A 22,669-nucleotide genomic window follows, 5' to 3' on the forward strand; every position below is an offset into this window, starting at 1 on the left:
TTGTTTTCGTACGATTAGTGCAGGAGGTCGAACGAGAAAAGTGGGGACAGCGAGCGTGTCGAATGGACTGGAATGTATGGCCGAAAATTAGGCCGCAGAAAGGGTTTATACGCGCTTCTGGCGCGGCTTAACAACGCTTGGCTAGGGGCTCCGTTCTCTTGACCTGACTAGTGGGTTCGCGTATAGTGGGTACTGAAAGTACCATAATTCGATTACGTATATAAAAGGTGGATGACGCATGTCTGAGCAGATCTACGTGGGTGTCGATTTGGGCGGTACGGCCATTAAAGTTGGAATCTGTGATGCGGAAGGCAAGCTTCTGCATACATTTGAGGGACCAACTGAAGTAGCTAAGGGTCCGGATACTGTCATGGATAATATCGAAAAATATGTTCGTCTCATTGTGGAACAATCTCCTTACGATTGGGCCCAAGTGGCTGGCGTCGGCGCAGGAGTCGCAGGATTTACGAATGTAAAGGAAGGCGTTATCATCTTGGCGCCCAACGTAGGATTCAAGGATGTGCCGATCCGTTCCATATTAGAAGAACGTCTAGGCAAGCCAGTTAAGATTGACAATGATGCAAATGTTGCCGCACTTGGCGAGGTGTGGAGCGGCGCAGGCAAGGGCATTGACCATTGTGTTTGCTACACGCTCGGAACGGGTGTCGGCGGAGGCATTATTATTAACGGTAGAATTGTACAAGGATTCTCAGGTCTAGCAGGAGAGCTTGGCCATATGGCGGTAATCCCTGATCTGGAAGCGATCCAATGTGGCTGCGGCAAGATGGGATGCTTGGAGACAGTATCTTCGGCTACAGGCATTATTCGAATGGCCAATGATGCAGTTGAACGCGGAGATCGCACTTCCTTATCCTTGGTAGAGAGCATTACAGCAAAAGATGTATTCGATGCGGCGAAGGCGGGAGATGAGGTCGCAGTACGCATTGTATCTCGTGCAGCTTATTACTTAGGCAAGGCGATGGCTGCTGTAGCAGTGACACTGAATCCAGAGCGGTTCATTATTGGCGGAGGCGTATCGAAGGCAGGCGAGTTCCTGTTCGAGCAAATTCGTGAAACATTCATGAAGTTAACACCTGACCCGGTTACGCGCGGCGTATCCATCATTCCAGCAGAGCTAGGCAATGATGCGGGTATGATTGGTGCGGCAGGCTTGTTCTTGCGTTCGTAGCCGAATCTTGTAAGAAGGAGAGGACGAACGATGATGGAATCGACAGAGATGACAGCTCTTGCGAAGCTGGTTATCATTACTGGGATGTCTGGTGCAGGGAAGACAATAGCTGTACAGAGCTTGGAGGATCTCGGTTTTTTCTGCGTGGACAATTTGCCACCAGTACTTATACCGAAATTTGCTGAACTCATCGAGCAGTCCAAGGGTAAGATTGGCAAGGTAGCGCTTGTCATTGACTTGCGCGGCAGAGAATTTTTCACGGCCTTATCAGAATCCATTAATTATATTCGGGAGCACTTTACCATTAATTGTGAAATATTGTTCTTGGATGCAACGGATGCTGTTCTCGTGCAGCGTTATAAAGAGAGCCGTCGTCGTCATCCTCTCAATCCAGGCGGCATGCCGCTTGAAGGAATTAAGCAGGAACGCACACTGCTGGAAGATTTGAAGGGTTGGGCGACACAGGTTATTGATACGAGCAATTTGAAGCCTGTACAGTTGAAGGAACGAATTGCGGCACGATTCACGCACGCAGATCAGAATATGATGTCGGTGAATGTGACTTCGTTCGGTTTCAAATATGGGGTGCCGATTGATGCGGATCTCATTTTTGACGTACGTTTTTTGCCGAATCCGCATTATGTGGAGCAATTGCGCCCGAGAACTGGACAGGATATTGAAGTATATGATTATGTCATGAAATGGCCAGAAACACAGGCTTTCCTTGCTAAGCTGCTTGATTTGCTGAATTTCCTTATGCCGCAGTATCGCAAGGAAGGGAAAGGTCAGGTTATCATCGGCATCGGATGCACAGGCGGCAAGCACCGATCAGTGGCCATTGCAGAATATTTAGGTCGTACAATCGGAGCGAGTGATACGGAGGTTGTCCGTGTCAGTCACCGTGATGCTGAGAGAGATCGGCATTAGTGGAGGGTCGTTATGGCATGTGAAAAAGAAGAGCGCGTAAACCCACGTATCGTAGTTATGGGCGGCGGCACAGGGCTGTCGGTCATGCTTCGAGGGTTGAAGGAGAAGCCGCTCGATATTACCGCAATCGTTACTGTGGCGGATGATGGAGGCAGTTCTGGCATATTGCGCAGCGAGCTGCAGATGCCCCCGCCAGGAGATATACGCAATGTATTGACAGCGTTGGCTGATGTGGAGCCATCGCTGTCGGAAATGTTGAAGTATCGCTTCAAGAGCGGATCTGGACTTGCAGGACATAGTCTGGGTAATTTGTTGTTGGCAGCGATGACGGACATTACCGGCGACTTCGTTGCAGGCATTCGAGAGCTGAGCCGCGTACTTGCGGTTCGGGGCCGGGTACTGCCTGCAGCCAATCAAGCAGTTGTCCTGAAGGCCGAGATGGAAGACGGGTCTATTGTGTCTGGCGAATCATCAATCCCGCAAGCCGGCCAGCGCATTAAGCGTGTATTCTTAGAACCGGAACAGGTGGAGGCGTTGCCTGAGGCAGTTGAGGCGCTCCGTCAGGCGGATGCCATCCTGATTGGACCAGGAAGCCTGTATACGAGCATTATTCCTACCTTGCTCGTACCGAAGCTGGCACAGGCAGTATTGGAATCAAATGCGGTAAAGATTTTTGTATGTAATGTGATGACTCAGCCGGGGGAAACGGATAACTATTCCGTGAGTGATCATTTGGAAGCTGTTCAGCTTCATGTCGGCACTCAATTGTTCGATTATGTTATCGTGAATAATGGGGAGATTCCGCCGCAAGTTCAGGATAAATATGCCGAACAGGGGGCAAAGGCTGTCCATTTGGATATGGAAGAAGTGACGAAGCGTGGATATCAGGTAATCGCGGATTCTTTAGTGCTGTTCCGCACCTATCTGCGTCACGACGCAGATAAGCTTAGTCATCATATTTATCAGCTTGTGGAAAATTGGATGTTACGAAAGAGGTGAGCCGCTATGTCTTTTGCAGCACAGACAAAAAAAGAATTAACCATGATCGAATCCGAGTCGTGCTGTGAGAAGGCGGAACTGTCTGCGCTAATGCGCATGAACGGTTCTGTGCAGCTCTCGTCCAACCGCAAGGTAATATTGGACATTTCTACTGAGAATGCAGCGATCGCACGCCGCATTTATACGCTTGTTAAAACGTATTTTCAAGTGCATACGGAGCTGCTTGTACGCAAGAAGATGCGCTTGAAGAAAAATAATGTGTACATTGTACGTATTCCGACGCGTGTGCAGGAGATTTTGCGTGACCTGCACATTGTATCGGAAGGGTTCTTGTTCACGGACGGCATTGACACGCAGATTGTTGAAAATAACTGCTGCAAACGCGCATATTTGCGAGGAGCGTTCATGGCAGGAGGATCGGTGAATAATCCAGAGGGATCTTCCTATCACTTGGAGATATCCTCGATGTACGAGGAACATTGCCGCGCATTAGTTGATCTGGCGAATGAGTTCCAGTTGAATGCAAGATTCATTGAGCGCAAGAAGGGCTTCGTCCTGTACATCAAAGAGGGCGAGAAAATTATTGAGTTCCTCAATATCATCGGTGCTCACCAGGCGCTGTTCAAGTTCGAGGATGTCCGTATTATGCGGGATATGCGCAATTCCGTGAACCGAATCGTCAATTGTGAAACGGCTAACTTGAATAAGACGATTGGTGCTGCTGTTCGCCAAATCGAAAATATTCGTTATCTGGATAGGCATCTTGGATTAGATAAGCTCCCAGATAAGCTGAGAGAAGTTGCCGAGGTCAGATTGGCACACCCGGATATTAATCTGAAGGAAGTGGGAGAGCTTCTGGGCGGTAAGGTTAGTAAATCCGGTGTCAATCATCGACTGCGCAAGATAGACGAGCTGGCTGAGCGAATGCGTAACGGATAGCGAGATAAACTTTATTCCTCGCTTAAAATCGTTTATAATGCTAATATGTGATGAAATAGAGCAAATTAGCGTAAATTTGTGTAATGTAAACTACATGGAATATAGGGGGTATGATTCGCATGGCTCAACAACCAATTGTCGTACGTTTGAAGACTGGACTGCACGCAAGACCTGCGGCCTTGTTCGTTCAAGAAGCGAATAAATATTCTTCGGATATCTTCGTTGAAAAAGAAGATAAGAAAGTCAATGCTAAGAGCATCATGGGTATTATGAGTCTCGCAATCAGCACCGGCACGTCAATTACCATTACTGCGGATGGCGCGGACGCCGATCAGGCTGTAAGCGCTTTAGTCGGGCTTGTAAGCAAAGAAGAATTGGACAGCTAATCTGTAGCTGACATCGTGTTCAATCATAGTGGAAGCAGCGAGCTGCCACTGTGATCAAGAGAAGAGCCATAATGGCTCTTTTTTTATTATGGTAAGCTTGTTGAATGGTGCATCAGATGAACGGTATGAAATGTGATACAGCCTGATCTCCTTCAAGAGATCAGGCTGTGTTTGTGTGCCGCTGTTACGATTAACTGTCGAGCGCACCTATTCTCTATAGACGTCAACAGATCCTTTTACATTCCCATTGATGCGCAGACGATATGTATTGCCTGGTTTGAGCTTATAGAAGTATACAGGTGCATTTTGATAACCTACACTAAGTTCGCGTGATTCTTCGATCATATAACCTGTCCATGGGTAGTACATCTCTAATTCGACTTTGAATTTAGCATTGCTGCCGGTATTTTTCTCTGAGCTGACGTTCAATTGGAGGGTAGTACGGAGAGTATCACTTGGGATCACGATGTCCTTCTTAATTTGTTGTTGGGTTGTCGTGGAGAAATCAGCTGACCATTCGTATACAGCGGTTAATGCCTTAAGAATGTCTTGCTTTTGGTATACATTTGAATACCCCGTTTCTGGTCCGTACTTCTGTTCGATCATCAATTCATCAGCAGATTTGGCCGATAATGATGCAGGAGCAAGCATGCTCAATGCAAGAGCAACAAGCAAAGCGTATTTTCCTTTGTTACGAATCACATGTATTCCTCCTCAGACGTCTTTTGATTGAAATTACAGCTCTACCATATCATGGTTTTTCACCGATAGACAGGTCGAAATAAGCATAAAATGACAAAAATTGTATAAAACTGCAGATTAATGATTATAAAAATGAATCTGCAGCGTTCATTTGTACCGACTCAATAACTGCAGAAAATACATCTAAAGTTATGACCGGACTTGCAACAATATTTATCTTATTAACGTTTAGAAGACAAGAAGCAAGTCAATCTTACATTCTATAACGTGATGGAGGAATGGATTATGACGCAATTGACAGGAAGAATGACATGGCGCCGAATGACGATGGCGGTTATGCTTACAGGAGCGCTGCTTGTGGGGACAGGAGTTGCAGCACCAGTGCCTGTTCATGCAGCTGCGGCAGAATTCAGTGTGAAGGATACAGTGAACGTGTCGGGCATGGGAGAATTGGAAGTAACGCCTGATGTGGCTTATGCGGAGCTTGCAATAGATACACGTGGGAAAACAGCGGCTGAAGCACAAAAGCAAAATGCAGTGTTGTTCGAAAAAGTGAAACAGGTGCTTACTTCGAAATATGGTGTTCAGGAAAAGGATCTGAAGACGGTCAATTTCTCGGTTAATCCTGAATATAAATACGTGGAAAATAAAGAGCCTCAAATCATAGGTTATCAAGCAACGCATGCTGTGCGTGTGACGTATCGTGATTTGAATCGACTAGGGAGCTTAGTAGATGCAGCTACTGATGCAGGTGTGAACCGAGTAGTCCGTATTCAATTCGATACGGAGAAGCGTGCTGACTATGAGGCACAGGTGCTGGAGAAAGCAGTACAGCATGCAGCGAAGAAGGCATCCGCACTCGCGAGAGCGGCAGGCCGTGAAGCAGGTGCAGCACTTACGATTACAGAGTCTGGGGCGGATTGGTCCCCGATACGCGTGATGTACGACGCAGCAAGCCCGTCGGATATGAAAAAGGATGCGCCTTCAACTTCTTTGCAGGGCGGCCTTATTAAGTTGAATGCACAGGTGCAAATTCAATATCAATTGAAATAAAGAACGCTGTAACAACTGAAATGAAGCGTGCAGTAAACAACGTCGGCATGGGTGAAAGCATTCTGTAAAAACAATGAAATATTCCCAATTAGGCAGGTAAGAGTACATCAGAAATGGCGCTGTATCAAGGGGCACTCGTGTCAGAAATGACATAGTGCCTTTTTGTATGGAGGCCATCTTGGATTAGGGGTTGTATTTTAGGGAACAAAGCCCTAGAATGTAACAGGGGAAATGAATATTATCGTATTCTCCGATAGTTCGAATGTAAATAAGTGCCTCATGGCCTGATTGCTATTGGAAATAGGTCGAACCGTTGAAAAGAAATGTATGTTTTTGTCGAAATTACGTTAAAATAAGTTGTATCGTCAGACAAAACGATGTATATTGGATATGCAAAAACGCCAACGTGAACGGGACGTAGAAGCCATACCAATGGATATGGCTTTTTTTGCTTAATGAATAAGAACGTATCCTATACACTGCGCGCATTCTTGTTCATCCCATTTGGGGTGGTGCTGCAGAGCGTGTTAGCTTGCCATTCGATGGCATGCTGCATGCAGGAACAGCTGCTCCAATTGGCAGACTGACGATGTAAGGGGTTGATGCTAATGATTGAACTGGTAAATGTGGAGAAGCATTTTGCCGGGCAACCCGTTGTGCATCCTCTGTCGCTTACGATTGGCGAAGGGGAATTTTTGACGCTGCTCGGTCCGAGTGGTTGTGGGAAGACAACCATTTTACGCATGATTGCTGGCTTTGAACAGCCTTCATCTGGCCATATCCGCCTAGATGGAGAAGATGTTACGAACTTACCTCCGAACAAGCGGAATTTGAATCTTGTATTTCAACATTACGCGTTGTTCCCTCATATGACGGTCGAGCAAAATATTCAATTCGGCCTAAAGATGAAGAAAATTCCGCAAGCTGAACAGCGCAAGCGTATTGATGAAGCCATTCGCTTGACGCAGCTAACAGCACTTGCTAAGCGTTATCCGCATCAATTGTCTGGTGGACAGCAGCAGCGTGTTGCGATTGCACGGGCAATTGCTAACAAGCCGAAGGTGCTGCTATTGGACGAGCCGCTTGGTGCACTTGATTTGCAGCTGCGCAAAAATCTACAGGCTGAACTGAAGCAATTGCAGCGGAGCTTGGGCATTACATTCGTATATGTAACCCATGATCAAGAAGAAGCGATGATGATGTCGGATCGAATCGTGATTATGAATAACGGACGTGTCGAACAGATCGACTCTCCTAAAAATATTTACGAACGCCCGGAGACGTTGTTTGCAGCTACGTTTGTAGGGGAGAACAACGTATTCCATGAAGAGAACCTCTTCACCGTACGTCCAGAGAAAATTCATGTGACAGCGGATGTGGAAGGTGCGCCTCGTACTGGAATTATTCAGGATATCGTTTATTTGGGGAACATCCACAAGCTGATCGTGCACTTGGATAACGACCAAACGAACGTATCGGTTGTGCTTGACTTCAAGGACGAGCGGACGTGGGAGATTGGCCAGCATATTGGAGTAAGCTGGAGTAAGCAAGATGAGGTGATGATCGGCTCATGAAACGCTCATTTGGCATCATTGCGCCGGTCGTATTGTGGCTGACGATATTCCTTGTTGTGCCGATGATCGCGGTCATCGCTGTATCCTTCATGCAGCGCGACGAGCTCGGCAATATCGTCTTTTCGTTTACGCTGAACAATTATGAACGATTTTTCGATCCCTTATACTTGGGTATTTATTGGGATACGCTGTGGCTATCCGTGCTAACAACGGCAATTTGCTTGTTGTTCAGCTATCCGCTTGCGTATTATATCTCGACGACGAGCCCGGCGAAGCAGAAGCTGCTGCTCATTCTCATTACGGTTCCGTTCTGGATTAACTTCCTGATTCGGACATACGCATGGGTACTTTTGCTGCGTACGCAAGGGGTCGTCAATCAGACGCTCCTTGATCTGGGATTGATCGCGGAGCCTCTGCAAATGCTCTATACCAAGGGAGCAGTACTGCTTGGAATGGTCTATACGTTCATTCCGTATATGGTGCTTCCGATTTATGTTTCTTTGGAGCAAATGGACAAGCGATTGCTAGAGGCATCCAGTGATTTGGGTGCTACCAAATGGAAGTCGTTCTGGCATATTACGCTGCCGCAGACGAAGTCTGGCATGATGACAGGCAGTGTGCTGGTCTTCGTGACAACAGCGGGGATGTTCGTTGTTACAGACATTCTGGGCGGTGCTAAGGCGCAAATGCTCAGCAATATTATACAGAATCAGTTCCTAGGTGCGCGTGACTGGCCATTCGGTTCCGCGCTGTCAGTCGTGTTCGTGATCAGTTCCCTAATTATTATTGGGCTGTTCAACCGAGCACTCCGCTCCAAATATGATGCATCGAAGGAGGCGGGGGCATGAAGGCAGCAACCAAAAAGAATCAGAGTCCGCTTCTTGCGCTCCATTCGATACTGTTAATTCTATTTATTTATATACCTGTATTTTTGATTATCGCGTACTCGTTCAACAATTCACGGATTAATTCGAATTGGAGCGGTTTCACGTTCAAATGGTACAGTTCACTATTCGACAACCGACAAGTAATGGAAGCACTTAGCAACAGCTTGTCGATCGCATTGATATCTACAGTCATCTCGACTGTACTTGGCACGATAGCCGCAATTGCTCTTCGCCGAATGACTGCCAAGCGCAAGCAAGGCGTAATCGGATTGTTGTACTTGCCGATTATTGTACCGGATATCATTATGGGCTTGTCCCTACTGGTGCTGTTCAGCCAATTTAAGATTGATCTGGGCAAAATGACGGTTATTATTGCACATATCACGTTCAGTATTTCATACGTGTATGTGATTGTTGCTTCTAGGCTTGCCAATATGGGTAAGCAGCTTGAAGAAGCGGCATCTGACCTTGGTGCTACACCATGGCAGACATTCCGCTACGTTACGCTGCCTTCGATATGGCCAGGCGTGCTTGCCGGAGCGATCATGGCTTTTACACTGTCGATTGATGACTTTATGATCAGCTTCTTTGTTGCCGGACCGAACTCGACAACATTGCCGATTTACATTTATGGATTGGTAAAACGGGGGATCTCTCCAGAGATCAACGCCTTGTGTACGCTAATGATTATCTTGAGCGTTGTGCTGATCGTACTGGCGCAATGGTTGTTGAACCGCGGTAACGGAGAGAAGAAAAGCTCTATGCTGCCGTTCTAATTCACTGTTCACCCGATGTGAGCAAGTGAATTTCAATCATAATAATTATTACATTCTAAGGATCTGTTGCAGGATCAGAGAGGGGTAACAAGAATTGAACAAAAAGAAATGGTTCGCGGTCGTATTGGCCGGGATGTTGGCACTTACTGCACTGGCAGGCTGCTCTTCTAAGCCGGAGCAAACATTGAATTTGTACAGCTGGGCAGATAACTTCGATATGGATATGATCAAGAAATTCGAATCGGAGAATAACGTAAAAGTTAACTATGCGATTTTTGCCAACAACGAGGAACTGCTGGCGAAGTTGAAAGCCGGCGGCGCGAATTATGATTTAATTCAACCGTCCGACTATATGGTGGCTAGCATGATTAAGCAAGATTTGCTGGAGCCGCTTGATTTAAATCATATTCCGAATTTCCAATACGTCACGGATCGTTTCAAAAACCCTGAATTTGATCCTGGCAACAAGTACTCTATTGTATATACATGGGGTGTTACAGGCATTGCCTACAACACAAAATATGTGAAGCAAGCTCCAACCGATTGGGCGGATTTGTGGAAGGATGAGTACAAGGGTAAAGTACTTCTTCTGGATGACAACCGCGAGATCGTAGGTATGGCGCTGAAGAAGGCAGGCAAGTCGAACAGTTCCCAAAATGAAGCGGAAATCAACGCGGCTGTTGATGACCTGCGCAAGCTTGTTCCGAACGTGCTTGCATTCGATACGGACAACATCAAGCAGAAGATGATTGCGGAAGAAGGCTGGATCGGTACGGTATGGTCTGGCGATGCATCTGTCATTCATGGTGAGAACCCAGATGTTGCATTCATGATTCCGAAGACAGGAAGCACGATCTTCTCGGACAACTATGCGATTCCAAAGGGTACGAAGAATAAGGAATTAGCGGAGAAGTTCATCAACTTCATGCTTGATCCAGAGAACAGTGCGAAGAACTATGAGGCTATCGGTTACAGCAATCCTGTGACGAAGGCAAAAGAGCACCATAGCAAAGAGTATCTGGACAACAAGATGATTAACTTAACTGACGAAGAACTGGGTCGAACAGAATGGCTCGGTGATGTTGGTAAAAATATCCAATTATATGATCGCTTGTGGACAGAACTGAAGAGCGGAAGATAATCGCATAGTATTGATTGAATAATAAATGCCCTTAATCCACACCTAATGTGGAGTAAGGGCATTTTTATGTGGATTACAGATTCAGGAGCAGCTTGGACAACGGTTCGGGTTGAGTCTTCATGAGCCAATGCCCTCCTTGCTCGAGACTCATATGGCGCCAGCCGGCATCCCGGGCGCGTAAGGCCATTGCGCGGAAAAAGGCAGCCATCGGCCAACTATCAGGATGATCCAGCGGTTCTATGTAGATGTGAGGAAGGGCAGCGGCACGCTCATTGGTAATTGATAGCTCCTGCATATACGAACGTGTCGGCATTGGCGATTTACGCGGATCTGTTAAGTTAGGTGGTGCAATAAACGCCGGTGTGTCGCCATCTGCAGTACTTGGATAGGGATTATCCAAGTACGGAGCTGAGAGGGTCGCCACAGATTCTCCATGGCGTGGAACCATGGCATCAACATAGACCAGCTGCTTGATTCGATCGGGTACAATTTCAGCTACCCCGGTGATTACCATTCCGGAGAAGCTGTGTCCAACAAGAATAACATCCTCGAGCTGTTCATAAGTAAATACCCCTACAATATCCTCAATGAAGGTATGTAGATCAATGTCTGGATGAGCTAGATGTGTTCGCTCTCCAAGTCCAGTGAGGGAGGGTGTGTACACATCATGACCAGCTTGTCGAAGCAGGGATGCGACTTCCCTCCATACAAATCCGCCATCCCATGCTCCGTGGACAAGAAGATAAGTAGACAATTGAATCTTTCCCCTTTCTTATACATGTGTCCAAGTATGTAAGTTTATAAATTCATTAGTTCTATGATTATAGAACTATCATACATCCTGATGCAGAATTCAGCAATAGATGGAAGGGTTGGAAGCTGAATATTAAGCGTTGTAATCAGCCTTGTTCGATATGTTTTTCCTGACAATGTGTAATATATGGTGTGTGATCGGTAACATCAAAATGTACCAATTTCGCCTGCAACTGAGGTAGTACCGACGCAGGGTGCGTGATCAAAAAACGCGCAGTGGCGCGGTTGTAAAGGATATGTTAACGACAATGCGGAATCGACATATTTACGATATTGGTAAAGGATGCCTAAAATGTTCTCATGAAAGCGTTAGCATGACTTCATGCACAGTTCATCGTTCATCAATGAAAGTGACTGTGAAGACCATGCCATCATTTGAAGGGAGGGAGTGGACACGATGCAAGGAAATGGACAGAGTGCCCTTTCAATGAACGTGGTTCCAAATAAGAAGAAACCGACGTGGAAGAAGATGCTTCAGAATTGGGAGTTGTATTTATTTATTGCTCCTGCATTTTTGTACTTCCTCATTTTCCATTACGGCCCGATGTACGGGATTCAAATTGCATTCAAAAACTTCATCCCAGCGAAAGGGATTATGGGGAGCCCATGGGTCGGATTCGACCACTTCGAGCGCTTCTTCAACTCGTACTACTTCTGGGATCTGCTGTGGAATACGCTGAGCATCAGCTTGTATGAGCTGGCGATAGGCTTCCCGCTGCCGATTATATTGGCGCTTGCCTTCAATGAAGTTAAGGATGGGGTATTCAAGCGGGCAGTACAGACGGTAACCTATGCACCACACTTCATTTCTGTTGTCGTCATGGCAGGTATCATTATTACGTTCCTGTCTCCTTCAACTGGTATCATCATTCATATTATTAAGTTCTTCGGGTTTGAGCCTGCCGCTTTCCTTACGGATCCGGCATGGTTTAAGACAATGTATGTCTTGTCTGGCGTGTGGCAAGGTACAGGCTGGGGGACAATCATTTATTTGGCAGCCTTGTCCGGTGTCGATCCACAGCTGCACGAAGCAGCCGTCGTGGACGGTGCGAACCGGTTCCAGCGTATCTGGCATATTAACATTCCGGCAATTATTCCAACGATTACAATCTTGCTCATTTTGAACATGGGCAGCATTCTTGGTGTCGGATTTGAGAAAATATTGCTCTTGCAAAACCCACTTAACAAAGAAGCGTCAGATGTTATTTCCACCTTCGTGTATCGATCTGGTCTAGTCGATGCGCAATATAGCTTCTCGACGGCAATAGGCTTGTTCAACTCAGTCGTGAACGCGATCTTGCTCATCGTAGTCAACCAAATCGCACGTCGCACGAGCGAAAACAGCTTGTGGTAGGAAGGAGGAGAAAAGCTCATGGCAGCTTCTGCAGTGAAAGAAACGAGAGCGGATAAAATATTCATCGTATGTAACTATATCTATTTGACAATTGCATTGATTTTGGTACTTTATCCAGTCCTATATATCCTTAGTGCATCAATCAGTGATCCGAAGTATGTAGCATCCGGCGAAATGTGGCTATTCCCTAAAGGAATCACATTCAAAGGTTATATCAATGTATTCGAGAATTCGAAGATTTGGAATGGTTATGGGAATACGATTCTTTATACGGTCATCGGAACTTGTGTGAATTTGGCTGTAACGCTTCCCGCAGCATATGCGCTGAGCCGCAGTGATTTTATCGGTCGCGGCTTCTTCATGGGGATGTTCCTGTTCACGATGTTCTTCGGTGGAGGTCTGGTTCCAGGCTACCTGCTCATGAAGGAGCTGGGGCTTATCAATAGCATGTGGGCCTTAATCCTGCCGGGTGCAGCATCGGTATGGAACATTATCGTTGCACGTACGTTCTTCCAGTCTACGATACCTAAGGAGCTCCAAGAAGCAGCAAGCATAGATGGTTGTACGAATTTGCGGTTGTTCCTGCGCATCATATTGCCGCTGTCAGCTCCAATTATTGCGGTTATGGCGCTCTTCTATGGAGTTGGACACTGGAACAGTTACTTTGGTGCCTTGATTTACTTGAATGATGAAGCGAAATATCCATTGCAAATGGTTCTGCGTCAAATCTTGGTGCTGCAAGAGATGTCGGCGGAGACAACGGGGGCTGCAGTTAGCAGTTCAGTAGCAACTGCGTTGAATAATAAGGCTGAGATTGCAGCTTTAGTGAAATACGCCGTCATTATCGTGTCGACCTTGCCGGTCATCATCGTATATCCATTCTTGCAGCGGTATTTCGTTCAAGGTGTTATGATTGGTTCTGTCAAAGGCTGATTACTAATGTGTATTGATTGTATGCCTCTATATAAGATTCATGTAAGCATGTCAGATGTACGGCTTGTTGCTGGTTGAATGCTTCAACGGTAATAATCGAAGGTGCCAACGCCTTTGTTTATTATAAACAGTAAGGACATTATACGAATCATCAAAGGGAGGATCATCGCCATGCAGAAATGGAAAAAAACATGTGCGCTGCTGTTGTCTATGAGCTTGGTCTTCACAATGCTCGCAGGATGCGGTTCATCGTCGGATAAGCCTGCGGCAGAGGCGAGCCAGGGTAATGTAGAGAACTTGAACAAGGAAGGCTATCCAATCGTTAAAGAAGCGATTACCTTGACGATGATGGGCCAGGATGTCGGCATTCAGAACTGGAAGGATATGGACTTCTTCAAGAAGATGGAGGAGAAGACAGGTATCAAATTCGAATTCCAAAATGCGCCGCTCGACAGCTTTGATACGAAGCGCAACCTGGTATTCGCAAGTGGGGAATACCCAGATGTATTCTTCTCAGGTACACTGAAGCCTTCGGATGAAGTGAACTATGGCGCACAAGGAGCCTTGATCCCTCTGGAAGGACTTCTTGAGCAGTATGCACCGAACTTGACCAAGATTTTGAATGATCACCCTGATATTCGTAAGTCGATTACAACACCGGATGGACATATCTACTCCTTGCCGAACATTGATTTGGATGCAGGCTGGTATCGGGGTCCGCTCTGGTATAACGGTAAGTTCCTGAAGAAGCTTGGCATCGAGAAGGTGCCATCGACAATTGATGAGTTGTACACGTACTTGAAGCGTGTTAAAGAAGAAGATCCGAATGGTAACGGCAAACAGGATGAAGTGCCATTGGCTTCGGTAAAATTGAACGATATTCGGATGTGGCTGCTTGGCTCTTGGGGCATTTATAAAGAGGACATCTATTCAGATAAAGACAACAAAGTGCACTACACACCTATGGAAGAAGGATACAAAGGCTACCTTACCTTCTTGAACAAGCTGTGGAATGAAGGTTTGTTAGATAAGGAAACATTCTCACAAACGGATGAGCAGAAGAAGGCGAAAGGGAAAAACAATCAAATTGGATTGTTCCCTGACTACCATGCCTACTTCACATTGGGCGGCGATCCTAGCATGACAGATCCAATGTACGCTCCAGTGAAGAGTGACTTCTCCGATCCTGTAGCTGCGAAGCACCCAGGCCTAGTTAGAGGCACATTTGCCATTACGAACAAGAATAAGAATCCAGAAGCGACAATTCGCTGGATTGATTATATGTACTCGGTTGAAGGCGCTGAATTGCTGAGCTTTGGCCCAGAAGGCGTACTGTGGGAGTATGTGAACAAGGACGATCACACGAAGAAGTGGCTGCCAGTTCCAGGGGGCGGCGATCGTGAAGAATACCGTGCGAAGCTGACACCGGACTATGGTACGGTTGTACCAAAGCTGGCTAGTGAAGAAGTGGGTCGCGGTTTCCAAGGCGACTTCGAGAAGTGGCTGAAGAAAGAAACAGAAGAGAAGATTAACCCAATCGCGAAAGTTCCATTCCCAAGCGTATACTTGTCCGAAGAAGATCAACAGCAAGTGAGCAGCATGCGTTCTGATCTCGATAAGTATGTTGAGCAAATGGAAGCGAAGTTTGTAACCGGCCAAGAATCCCTTGCGAACTGGGATAAATATGTAGATACATTGAAGAAAATGGGCGCTGAGAAAATCGTTGAGGTTTATCAAAAAGCCTATGACCAATGGAACTCAGGAAAGTAAGGGCACATCTTATTTAGTGTATACTCGTAAACAGTCCTATTCTAATCGAATAGGGCTGTTTTTGTTTTAGGTGTATTCGATGATCGTGTTCTAGACTAGAATGTTTCTTTATATTGGTTGTGATATAATAGTTCCAAAAAAAGGATGTAATCTCTTCATACTGAAATATTAAGGTGAGGTGATTGGAATGGTGTTATTAAAGGACAGTTTGAATTTAGAAGAACTCAGGGCTAGTTATCAGCAACTATGGGACGAACTACAAGATGTCGATGATGAAAGAGTGGAAGAAATTATTGAGAATGTAAGATACGAGCTAATGCCTTTAAACAGAAGAATAATCTATAAACTTCACATGATTAAGAGTCATTTACTTTGGATTATTCCACTGAGTGTAATTGGAGTCACTATTCTCGGATATGTATTATTTGTTTGGATCGCCCTGTTAGTCGAATAAACTTAAACCCAGTTTGACATTTAAAGGTGAACTGTCAAACGGGGTTTTTACTTTGGTTATTATCGATTTTTGTAAATATATCCTTTTACGAATACTCCGCTTATGCTACTTGCATTCTTTGCTTTTAAATATACACCTTTAGGTGCTGATGCTGCATCCGTAATCTTAATAGTAATATAGAATGAATTGCTAGAAGGATGTTCATCCGAATAATATCCGGTTAACGTTTTTTCTCCTTTTACGTCATCACTAAAAAAGCCTTTATCGACAATTTGGTATACAACTGTTCTATCATCTGAAAATCCGGGTTGATATTGCCATCCGGATACGCCGATGCTACTACCAACCATATCAAATTTACCGCTGTAGGTTGAATCAGCCTTTTTTAGCCACTCCTCATAATTACCTAAGTTTACGGAAGCTAATGGGCTAATAATGGCTTCATTCATTCCATCTAGTTTCTTTTCTATTTGTATTCTTTCTCTGACTGCGTTACTCATTGTTTCTGTTCCTTCAATTAACAGTTTCCATTCCCCATTGTCATTTACAACTGGAAGGGATATTTTGTTGAGCTCATTACTATCCTTCCGGACTAAATTAAGGATTGCAGTAAACGAGGAGTCTGAATTGGGAACGATACTTTCTAAGTACACCTTTGAAAAAGGATTTGTAGAGAGTGAATCTTGGTACTCAGCAATTTGTTCATCAATAGCTTTAAATCGAGAATCAATAACCCATTTCGTCGCTTCAATGATATCACCTGTTTGAACTGCCTTGATGTAATTGCTGACGGATCGCTCTGCTAATTCCTTTGCATTTGCGGAGTAGGCTTTTGACGTGTTTGGGAAGACAGTTACCAACATTAAACCTACTACTGCAATTAAACTACACAACCTTTTCACTGCACCAGTCTCCTTGATATTGGAATATTTATCAATATTAGTCTGCCATTTTTTCTAGTAATTTCAATATATAACACGAAAAACCTTAACATATTGATTATTTAATAGACAGTAACATGTTCTGCGCATATTTATTAGAATATGTTGTTGAGTAATCTGATAATGGGAGTTTTGTAAAATTGTAACTTGAGCCAATCTTAACGCTTGGAGTTGGCTCAAGTTACAATTTGGAGATAATATCCTATTTAATCGGAAGGAGAATAGAGGTGATATAAAAATAATTTATCTCAGTCTAATAAATTGAGTGTTTAAAATGAGAATGAAGTCAGTTAAAAATATTAATCTTTAGATTTGTGTTCATTGGTTATTATTCATCGTCTGCATCTGCTGCGGCTTTCGCTTGCTCGCTTGAAGCATGAAGCTTTCGGTATTGGCCTGGTGTATATCCCGTCTCTTTCTTGAACTTGCGAATAAAGTTCGGTGTATCCAAATATCCGACCCTGACGATGATGTCCTTCAGCGGATCACTAGTCGTCAGCAGCTGGCGAATGACCTCATCCATGCGGCGCTGCCATATATATTGAGAGAAGTTGCAGCCTGTCTTCTCCTTGAACGAACGGCTGAGATAAGAGGACGAGATAGAGAACTTCTGTGCGGTCGCTTCCAAGCTCAAGCTGTAGTCGGTATACTGTTGATCTACGTACGCAATGACGCTGTCCATTAAAGAGAGCTGTTCATTTTCCGAGTTGCGCTCTACTTGTTCGCAAATATGTGCGGCAAGGAGCTGAAGCTTCTTCTCAAGCTCCTCCAGTGACTCGAAGGAGGTGAAGCTCGGAATATCGCGAATTAACTCGTTCAAGCCGAGCTCAGACGCTGTCTTCAGCAAGGTATTTATAATATCGAAGCAAATACAGCGAAGGAGAGAGATCGATACGCGCTCTGCCTTCAGCTTGTTGAATATCGCTTCAATCATTTGCATTGCAACGGTATCATTGCCCTGCTTCAAGCTTTGTGTAAGCTTAAGCAGGGAGTCCTTAGCGATCCAGAACGTATCGTTTGGTGTATGGGACAGCTTGTTGAAATAAGTAATGCTGCCCTTGCCGTTCGCCATGCGATACTCCAGCGCAGAAGCTGATTCGATATAAGACTGATTCAAGAGCGCTGCATCCTCATAGGCATTACCAACACCAATGGATGGAATGAGGTGCGTGCTCTCCATCACGATGATTCGAAGAGCTTCGACGATTTGTTCTATCTGGTGCTCCACGGAGATTCTTGAGTCCTCATTCATACTGACGATGAGGGCGAATTGATCAAAATGCGGCAGCTCAATGCCATATGCGTGTGCACCGTATTCCGGAATTTCGATCTCTTCGAGCAGTTCTACAATCTGCTGACGATGCTGCAATGCATCTGCGACGCCAGGATACTCGTCCCAAGAGATTGCAATGATGAAATAGTACTTGCCTGTCAGTTCAATGCCGATCATCTCCATAATATGTGCAGATTCTGGGTTGTCCAGCTTCCCATGCTTAAGCAGCATGAGCAGGAATTGATTTCGGGCAAATGGCTCTTGAATATCGACGCGGGCACTATAGTCATGCAGAGTTTTACGAATCCACTCCAACTCATTGCGTCTCTTAGGTGCCGGCTGTGCAGCAGAGGCTTCTTCATTCAACAAGGCAAATTCCATAAGATCATGGATTGGATGGTATTGCTTGCGTGCCAGGATTATGGCTGCTAGAATGCCGGCGATGACCACTACAGCGAACGCAAGCATGAAGAAGGTCTGAATATGGAACACACGCCCGAAAAATTGCTCGCTCGGCATGGCCGTTACATAGGTCCATCCATTCATAGAAGATTTAACAGACACAATGGATTGCTGCATATTATCCAGCTTCAAGCTATGGATGCCGGGCCCGAGCTCTGACAGCAAGTGAATCTCATTCTTCGGGAGGGGTTCTCCATGATTATTCTGGGTAAGCACACGGCCTTTCTCGTCGAAGATGTAGGTATTGCCTTTGAATCCATTCAGAACGGTGTCCATAAGCCCCGTTAGCTTCGATTCCTCCATCAGGAACAGCACGGTTCCGTGTGGAGATGAACTGTTAGGAGTGATTGGGATCATGTACGCAAGCATGGACTTGGTAATATTCATGCTCAAGTTAACGGATTCCGCTGGTCGCACGACAGGATAGAGCTCACTTTCCAGCTCCTTAATAATATCCTTCTTGCTCCAGTCCTCGAAAAGATAGTATTGATCAAAGAGGACATCTACATTGGTCATCCCTTTTGACGAGTAGATGGCGTGGCTGTTCCTGTAGAAAAGGAATAGCTCTTCTAGAATGGAACTGTTCGCTTTATATTTGCCGAGCGCGGATATCGCATCGCGGCTGTAATAGGGATGCCGTATCATATAAGGTGTCAATTGTTCATCATAAGCGATGCGAGAAGCAATGTCTCGAAGCTCCGTCATGCGAGAATCGATGTTCAGCTTCACCTGATTGAGCTGGTTCACGTTCGATTGCTCAATTTCGGAACGAAGATTGTTTACGGCATTTTGATAGATAAAGATCGTGAGAACCACTAATGGGATGAGAAAAATCAATATATACGACCATATGTACTGTAATAGCAGCTTCGACCGAAAATAGTTCCAACTCATCCTAACAAGCCTCCTAGTAGTCTCTTGATGTAATCTTGCTATGAAGTGAATCTGGCAATTAGTAAGAAGACAAATTAATAGAGAAAAGATGCTGATGATTTGTAATTATTGTATACGTTTCGCTTCATCTGTAAAGCGAGAAATTGAAAAAAAGCGGCAATATTCATATTGTAAACGATTCCAATCGGAAATGGAATGACTTCGTAGTGTGTACAACAATTTCTGTAGAGTGGACATTGTAGGTGTATAGCCATTGAGGGAACTGCTTTTTATCTTATTTTAAGGTTCGGTTCAGTTTTCTTTAATGTAACTCTAGTATTCTAACAATGGACCGAATGACAGATGAGTTCTTGCGAAGGAGGGTTGCCGGCAGCGATTACTGGCCTTGGTCAACCGGAGTCTTCCGTTGCACAAGGTGATCCGTTTCATCTTTCTCATGGTTTACAGTTTACCCCTAGAACATATATAGACCGCATCGGCATTTGCGCGATGCGGTCCTTTTTTTTGTAGCTAAATGAATTGAATTCGGTATTTAACAGGTCGACCCGAAGTTGTTTCAGTGCATACAGGCCTAGGTCTATGTAGGTTATTATTTACATATATTAGTTTTAATGCAAGATATTATTTCGAATCCCTGTAAATCGAGGAAGAGTTGTGACTGAAGCTATGTTGCATGGTTAAGGAGGGGAGAGGTTGAATGATGAAATGGATTCAAGAGCATGAAGTGCTGCCATTATCTCATTACAAAACTATGCGATCAGAGAGTCCTTTGTTGTGGTCAGAGAGCTCTCTGTTGCGTTCAGAGAATCCTCAGCTGCTGGGGGGGACGTTCTGGCATGCGTACCGATACGATCATATTAAGAGGATATTTGCTGATTACAATCATTTTTCCTCCGAATTGCGAAGCGAAGACAAGCGGCCGATTGAATACAGCATCCTCCGCACCGATCCGCAGAAGCATAGCCAGCTTCGAACATTAGTCTCACAAGCCTTCACACCTAGATCCATTGAAAAGATGATTCCACGAATTGAAGCATTGGCGGATGAGCTTCTAGATAAGGTGGAAAGCAAAGGACGAATGGATGCAGTTCAAGACTTCGCAGTTCCGCTCCCGATTATTGTAATCGCAGAAATACTCGGCATACCGGTACATGATCGAGATCAGTTTCGAGAATGGTCGGAGGCATTAGTGAGTGGTGACATTGACCGCAATAGCAATTGCCAGAAGGAGATGGCTGTATATTTCGAGGCGATCGCAGAAGAACGCCGCCGTAATCCACAGGATGATCTGATCACTAGGCTTGTGCATGCAACGTCAGACGGAGAACCGTTATCCCCCTTTGAGCTCATTGGGTTTTGCATTTTGCTGCTTGTGGCTGGCAATGAAACGACAACGAATTTGCTCTCTTCTGCTCTAGCGTGTTTCGACAGTGAGCGCATCGCATGGGACGATATTAGATCCGATCGTTCTTTACTGCCTGGCGCTATTGAAGAAGTGCTGCGGTTTACCTCGCCGGTACAGTTAATGTTTCGCCGTGTGAAGAAGGATGTGGAAGTAGATGGCATGATGTTAACTGAAGGGCAGTTCGTCATGTTGTGGATCGGGTCAGCGAATCATGACGAATCTGTGTTCGAGCAGCCAGATCTCTTCCATATTCGTCGTCAGCCGAACCCGCATTTAGCGTTTGGTCATGGTATCCACTTCTGCCTGGGGGCCCAACTTGCACGGCTGGAAGCGAGGATAGCGTTGAATGCAATGCTCGATCGTTTCCCGAACTACCAATGTGATCATTCCAAGTCGTTGAAGCGCATCCAGAGCGAGTTTATGTTCGGTTTCGAGTCCTTGCCGATCATTCTTACCTAAGTAAACCTAGCTTTTCGTTATTCATGTCAGTTGAAATAAGCAATAAAAAACAGCCTCTCTACATGCAAAATAGATCGCATGAGAGAGGCTGTATCACGTTTACTGTTTACTCTTTGCCAAGAACCTTATCAACCAGACCGTATTCATACGCTTCTTGGGCAGACATGAAGTAGTCGCGATCCGTATCGCGCTCCACGCGCTCAAGTGGTTGACCTGTGCGATCCGCCAAAATTTTGTTCAACGTGTCGCGCATCTTCAAGATGCGCCGTGCGCGAATCTCGATATCGGACGCTTGCCCTTGTGCTCCGCCAAGCGGCTGATGAATCATAATTTCGCTGTTCGGCAGGGCGAAACGCTTGCCCTTGGCACCTGCATTAAGCAGGAACGCTCCCATGGAAGCTGCCAAGCCCACGCAAATCGTAGATACGTCCGGCTTGATGTGCTGCATTGTATCGTATATGGCCATGCCGGCTGAGATTGAACCGCCTGGGCTATTGATGTACAAATGAATATCCTTCTCCGGGTCATCTGCAGCCAAGAACAACAGCTGGGCGATAATCGAATTCGCCACGAGATCGTTCACTTCTGTTCCGAGGAAGATGATGCGATCCTTCAACAATCGAGAGTAAATATCATAGGATCTTTCGCCACGATTCGTCTGTTCAACAACTACGGGTACATAACTCAAGATAACCCCTCCTAACTAATATCATTACACATTCAATATAAAGGACTTGAAACAAAAAGTCAAAGATGGTCAAACTATGTAGAGAAAAAAACATCTATCGTTTCGCTTCTGCAAAATTCAAGATGTTACTTCCGTGCTTATTCACCTAAATATATGCGTAACGTAGCTTCTTATCCTGTACCAAATAAGGACAGGAGTGTAAATGGCGCGCCCGCAAGGAATCGAACCTTGATCTCAGGCTCCGGAGGCCTACGTCATATCCATTGGACCACGGGCGCATTCATACAAGAGCAAAATTTATTATATAAGAAAGCGTATAACAAAGTCAAGTGAGCGCCACTGAATATTTATTTTAAAATAATTCTTTCTATAATAAGTGGACGGTGCCGAATAAGGTGTATGTTGCCCGATCTAAGTGAGCAATGTCGATGTCTAAACTACATGGGGATGTGGAGAGCGAACAGGATGTGAAGGAAAGCTCAAAACTTTTGTTGTAAACACAGGTACGAGCAGGGCATGATGTCCGTCATTAATGTCTATACTGAGGAATGTCTAAAATTTTTGCGAAATATGTATTAACTTGTCGTATTTTGGGTTAATTACATCATAGGCAGTCGTATGCCCTTCTAGATATGTTGTCTGATAATGAA

The 22,669-nt window shown here is 45.2% G+C and carries 20 protein-coding genes and 1 tRNA gene; 15 read left to right on the forward strand and 6 right to left on the reverse strand.

Annotation, left to right across the window (positions count from 1 at the left end):
- Positions 1-238: 238 nt before the first annotated feature.
- From ABN764_RS11825 to ABN764_RS11845, 5 genes are all read left to right on the forward strand, one after another.
- On the forward strand, positions 239-1,189 hold the full coding sequence (locus ABN764_RS11825) for an ROK family glucokinase (RefSeq protein ID WP_446671997.1): 951 nt from the start codon (positions 239-241) through the stop codon (positions 1,187-1,189).
- Positions 1,190-1,219: 30 nt separating this feature from the next.
- Complete coding sequence (rapZ, locus tag ABN764_RS11830; RefSeq protein ID WP_138188860.1) at positions 1,220-2,116, forward strand: RNase adapter RapZ; 897 nt, start codon at positions 1,220-1,222, stop codon at positions 2,114-2,116.
- A 12-nt stretch (positions 2,117-2,128) separates the two neighbouring features.
- Entirely contained in the window at positions 2,129-3,115 is a 987-nt protein-coding gene (mgfK, locus tag ABN764_RS11835; protein WP_021252840.1) for a gluconeogenesis morphogenetic factor MgfK, read from the forward strand.
- 6 nt (positions 3,116-3,121) lie between these two features.
- On the forward strand, positions 3,122-4,054 hold the full coding sequence (whiA, locus tag ABN764_RS11840) for a DNA-binding protein WhiA (protein ID WP_021252839.1): 933 nt from the start codon (positions 3,122-3,124) through the stop codon (positions 4,052-4,054).
- Positions 4,055-4,173: 119 nt separating this feature from the next.
- Positions 4,174-4,440, forward strand: coding sequence for an HPr family phosphocarrier protein (locus ABN764_RS11845; RefSeq protein ID WP_005545782.1), 267 nt, complete (start codon positions 4,174-4,176; stop codon positions 4,438-4,440).
- A 207-nt stretch (positions 4,441-4,647) separates the two neighbouring features.
- Here ABN764_RS11845 and ABN764_RS11850 read toward each other — a convergent pair whose 3' ends face one another.
- Positions 4,648-5,142 carry a hypothetical protein gene (locus tag ABN764_RS11850; RefSeq protein ID WP_174809108.1) on the reverse strand — a complete coding sequence of 165 codons (495 nt, stop codon included), beginning with the start codon at positions 5,140-5,142 and terminating at the stop codon, positions 4,648-4,650.
- 285 nt (positions 5,143-5,427) lie between these two features.
- On the opposite strand from ABN764_RS11850, the gene ABN764_RS11855 reads away from it, so the two are divergent.
- The 5 genes from ABN764_RS11855 (at position 5,428) to ABN764_RS11875 (ending at position 10,573) form a co-directional block, all read left to right on the forward strand.
- Positions 5,428-6,195, forward strand: coding sequence for an SIMPL domain-containing protein (locus ABN764_RS11855; RefSeq protein WP_446671998.1), 768 nt, complete (start codon positions 5,428-5,430; stop codon positions 6,193-6,195).
- Positions 6,196-6,797: 602 nt separating this feature from the next.
- Positions 6,798-7,769, forward strand: a complete 972-nt coding sequence (locus tag ABN764_RS11860) for an ABC transporter ATP-binding protein (RefSeq protein WP_028533457.1) — start codon at positions 6,798-6,800, stop codon at positions 7,767-7,769.
- Positions 7,766-8,617, forward strand: a complete 852-nt coding sequence (locus ABN764_RS11865) for an ABC transporter permease (RefSeq protein ID WP_021252835.1) — start codon at positions 7,766-7,768, stop codon at positions 8,615-8,617. Before ABN764_RS11860 ends, ABN764_RS11865 begins: the two co-directional genes overlap by 4 nt.
- On the forward strand, positions 8,614-9,432 hold the full coding sequence (locus ABN764_RS11870) for an ABC transporter permease (protein WP_072730299.1): 819 nt from the start codon (positions 8,614-8,616) through the stop codon (positions 9,430-9,432). The genes ABN764_RS11865 and ABN764_RS11870 overlap by 4 nt, the downstream gene beginning before the upstream one ends.
- A gap of 94 nt (positions 9,433-9,526) precedes the next feature.
- A complete protein-coding gene (locus ABN764_RS11875) occupies positions 9,527-10,573 on the forward strand; it encodes an ABC transporter substrate-binding protein (RefSeq protein ID WP_072730298.1) in 1,047 nt (348 codons plus the stop codon).
- 73 nt (positions 10,574-10,646) lie between these two features.
- Here the strand turns inward: ABN764_RS11875 and ABN764_RS11880 are convergent, their stop codons facing one another.
- Entirely contained in the window at positions 10,647-11,327 is a 681-nt protein-coding gene (locus ABN764_RS11880; protein ID WP_268626242.1) for an alpha/beta fold hydrolase, read from the reverse strand.
- A 456-nt stretch (positions 11,328-11,783) separates the two neighbouring features.
- Between ABN764_RS11880 and ABN764_RS11885 the strand changes: the two genes are divergently transcribed.
- The 4 genes from ABN764_RS11885 (at position 11,784) to ABN764_RS11900 (ending at position 15,897) form a co-directional block, all read left to right on the forward strand.
- Positions 11,784-12,740, forward strand: a complete 957-nt coding sequence (locus ABN764_RS11885; RefSeq protein WP_174809113.1) for an ABC transporter permease — start codon at positions 11,784-11,786, stop codon at positions 12,738-12,740.
- A gap of 18 nt (positions 12,741-12,758) precedes the next feature.
- Positions 12,759-13,673 carry a carbohydrate ABC transporter permease gene (locus ABN764_RS11890; protein WP_268626241.1) on the forward strand — a complete coding sequence of 305 codons (915 nt, stop codon included), beginning with the start codon at positions 12,759-12,761 and terminating at the stop codon, positions 13,671-13,673.
- A 171-nt stretch (positions 13,674-13,844) separates the two neighbouring features.
- A complete protein-coding gene (locus ABN764_RS11895) occupies positions 13,845-15,443 on the forward strand; it encodes an extracellular solute-binding protein (RefSeq protein ID WP_142545145.1) in 1,599 nt (532 codons plus the stop codon).
- Between the two features lie 187 nt (positions 15,444-15,630).
- The gene (locus tag ABN764_RS11900) at positions 15,631-15,897 is read left to right on the forward strand and encodes a hypothetical protein (protein WP_268626240.1); all 267 of its coding nucleotides are present in this window, start codon (positions 15,631-15,633) and stop codon (positions 15,895-15,897) included.
- Positions 15,898-15,956: 59 nt separating this feature from the next.
- Here ABN764_RS11900 and ABN764_RS11905 read toward each other — a convergent pair whose 3' ends face one another.
- Complete coding sequence (locus ABN764_RS11905; RefSeq protein WP_446671999.1) at positions 15,957-16,799, reverse strand: hypothetical protein; 843 nt, start codon at positions 16,797-16,799, stop codon at positions 15,957-15,959.
- Between the two features lie 367 nt (positions 16,800-17,166).
- The gene (locus tag ABN764_RS11910; protein ID WP_446672000.1) at positions 17,167-19,467 is read right to left on the reverse strand and encodes a helix-turn-helix domain-containing protein; all 2,301 of its coding nucleotides are present in this window, start codon (positions 19,465-19,467) and stop codon (positions 17,167-17,169) included.
- Positions 19,468-20,164: 697 nt separating this feature from the next.
- On the opposite strand from ABN764_RS11910, the gene ABN764_RS11915 reads away from it, so the two are divergent.
- Positions 20,165-21,331: a cytochrome P450 gene (locus tag ABN764_RS11915; protein WP_446672001.1), complete on the forward strand. Its 1,167-nt coding sequence runs from the start codon at positions 20,165-20,167 to the stop codon at positions 21,329-21,331.
- Between the two features lie 106 nt (positions 21,332-21,437).
- On the opposite strand, the gene clpP is transcribed toward ABN764_RS11915, so the two are convergent.
- Together clpP and ABN764_RS11925 are read right to left on the reverse strand one after the other, a co-directional pair.
- Entirely contained in the window at positions 21,438-22,019 is a 582-nt protein-coding gene (gene clpP, locus ABN764_RS11920; RefSeq protein ID WP_021252826.1) for an ATP-dependent Clp endopeptidase proteolytic subunit ClpP, read from the reverse strand.
- Between the two features lie 203 nt (positions 22,020-22,222).
- Positions 22,223-22,297: transfer RNA gene (locus tag ABN764_RS11925), tRNA-Arg, on the reverse strand.
- Positions 22,298-22,669: the final 372 nt, after the last annotated feature.

Origin of the sequence: Paenibacillus wuxiensis (genome assembly GCF_040195695.1) — a bacterium.
Taxonomy (GTDB): Bacteria; Bacillota; Bacilli; order Paenibacillales; family Paenibacillaceae; genus Paenibacillus_B; species Paenibacillus_B suaedae.

Bases quoted from the DNA above. Each gene is read 5' to 3' on its own strand.
- ABN764_RS11825 (WP_446671997.1), top strand. From the start codon at position 239: ATGTCTGAGCAGATCTACGTGGGTGTCGATTTGGGCGGTACGGCCATT.
- rapZ (WP_138188860.1), top strand. From the start codon at position 1,220: ATGATGGAATCGACAGAGATGACAGCTCTTGCGAAGCTGGTTATCATT.
- mgfK (WP_021252840.1), top strand. From the start codon at position 2,129: ATGGCATGTGAAAAAGAAGAGCGCGTAAACCCACGTATCGTAGTTATG.
- whiA (WP_021252839.1), top strand. From the start codon at position 3,122: ATGTCTTTTGCAGCACAGACAAAAAAAGAATTAACCATGATCGAATCC.
- ABN764_RS11845 (WP_005545782.1), top strand. From the start codon at position 4,174: ATGGCTCAACAACCAATTGTCGTACGTTTGAAGACTGGACTGCACGCA.
- ABN764_RS11855 (WP_446671998.1), top strand. From the start codon at position 5,428: ATGACGCAATTGACAGGAAGAATGACATGGCGCCGAATGACGATGGCG.
- ABN764_RS11860 (WP_028533457.1), top strand. From the start codon at position 6,798: ATGCTAATGATTGAACTGGTAAATGTGGAGAAGCATTTTGCCGGGCAA.
- ABN764_RS11865 (WP_021252835.1), top strand. From the start codon at position 7,766: ATGAAACGCTCATTTGGCATCATTGCGCCGGTCGTATTGTGGCTGACG.
- ABN764_RS11870 (WP_072730299.1), top strand. From the start codon at position 8,614: ATGAAGGCAGCAACCAAAAAGAATCAGAGTCCGCTTCTTGCGCTCCAT.
- ABN764_RS11885 (WP_174809113.1), top strand. From the start codon at position 11,784: ATGCAAGGAAATGGACAGAGTGCCCTTTCAATGAACGTGGTTCCAAAT.
- ABN764_RS11890 (WP_268626241.1), top strand. From the start codon at position 12,759: ATGGCAGCTTCTGCAGTGAAAGAAACGAGAGCGGATAAAATATTCATC.
- ABN764_RS11895 (WP_142545145.1), top strand. From the start codon at position 13,845: ATGCAGAAATGGAAAAAAACATGTGCGCTGCTGTTGTCTATGAGCTTG.
- ABN764_RS11900 (WP_268626240.1), top strand. From the start codon at position 15,631: ATGGTGTTATTAAAGGACAGTTTGAATTTAGAAGAACTCAGGGCTAGT.
- ABN764_RS11910 (WP_446672000.1), bottom strand. From the start codon at position 19,467: ATGAGTTGGAACTATTTTCGGTCGAAGCTGCTATTACAGTACATATGG.
- ABN764_RS11915 (WP_446672001.1), top strand. From the start codon at position 20,165: ATGATGAAATGGATTCAAGAGCATGAAGTGCTGCCATTATCTCATTAC.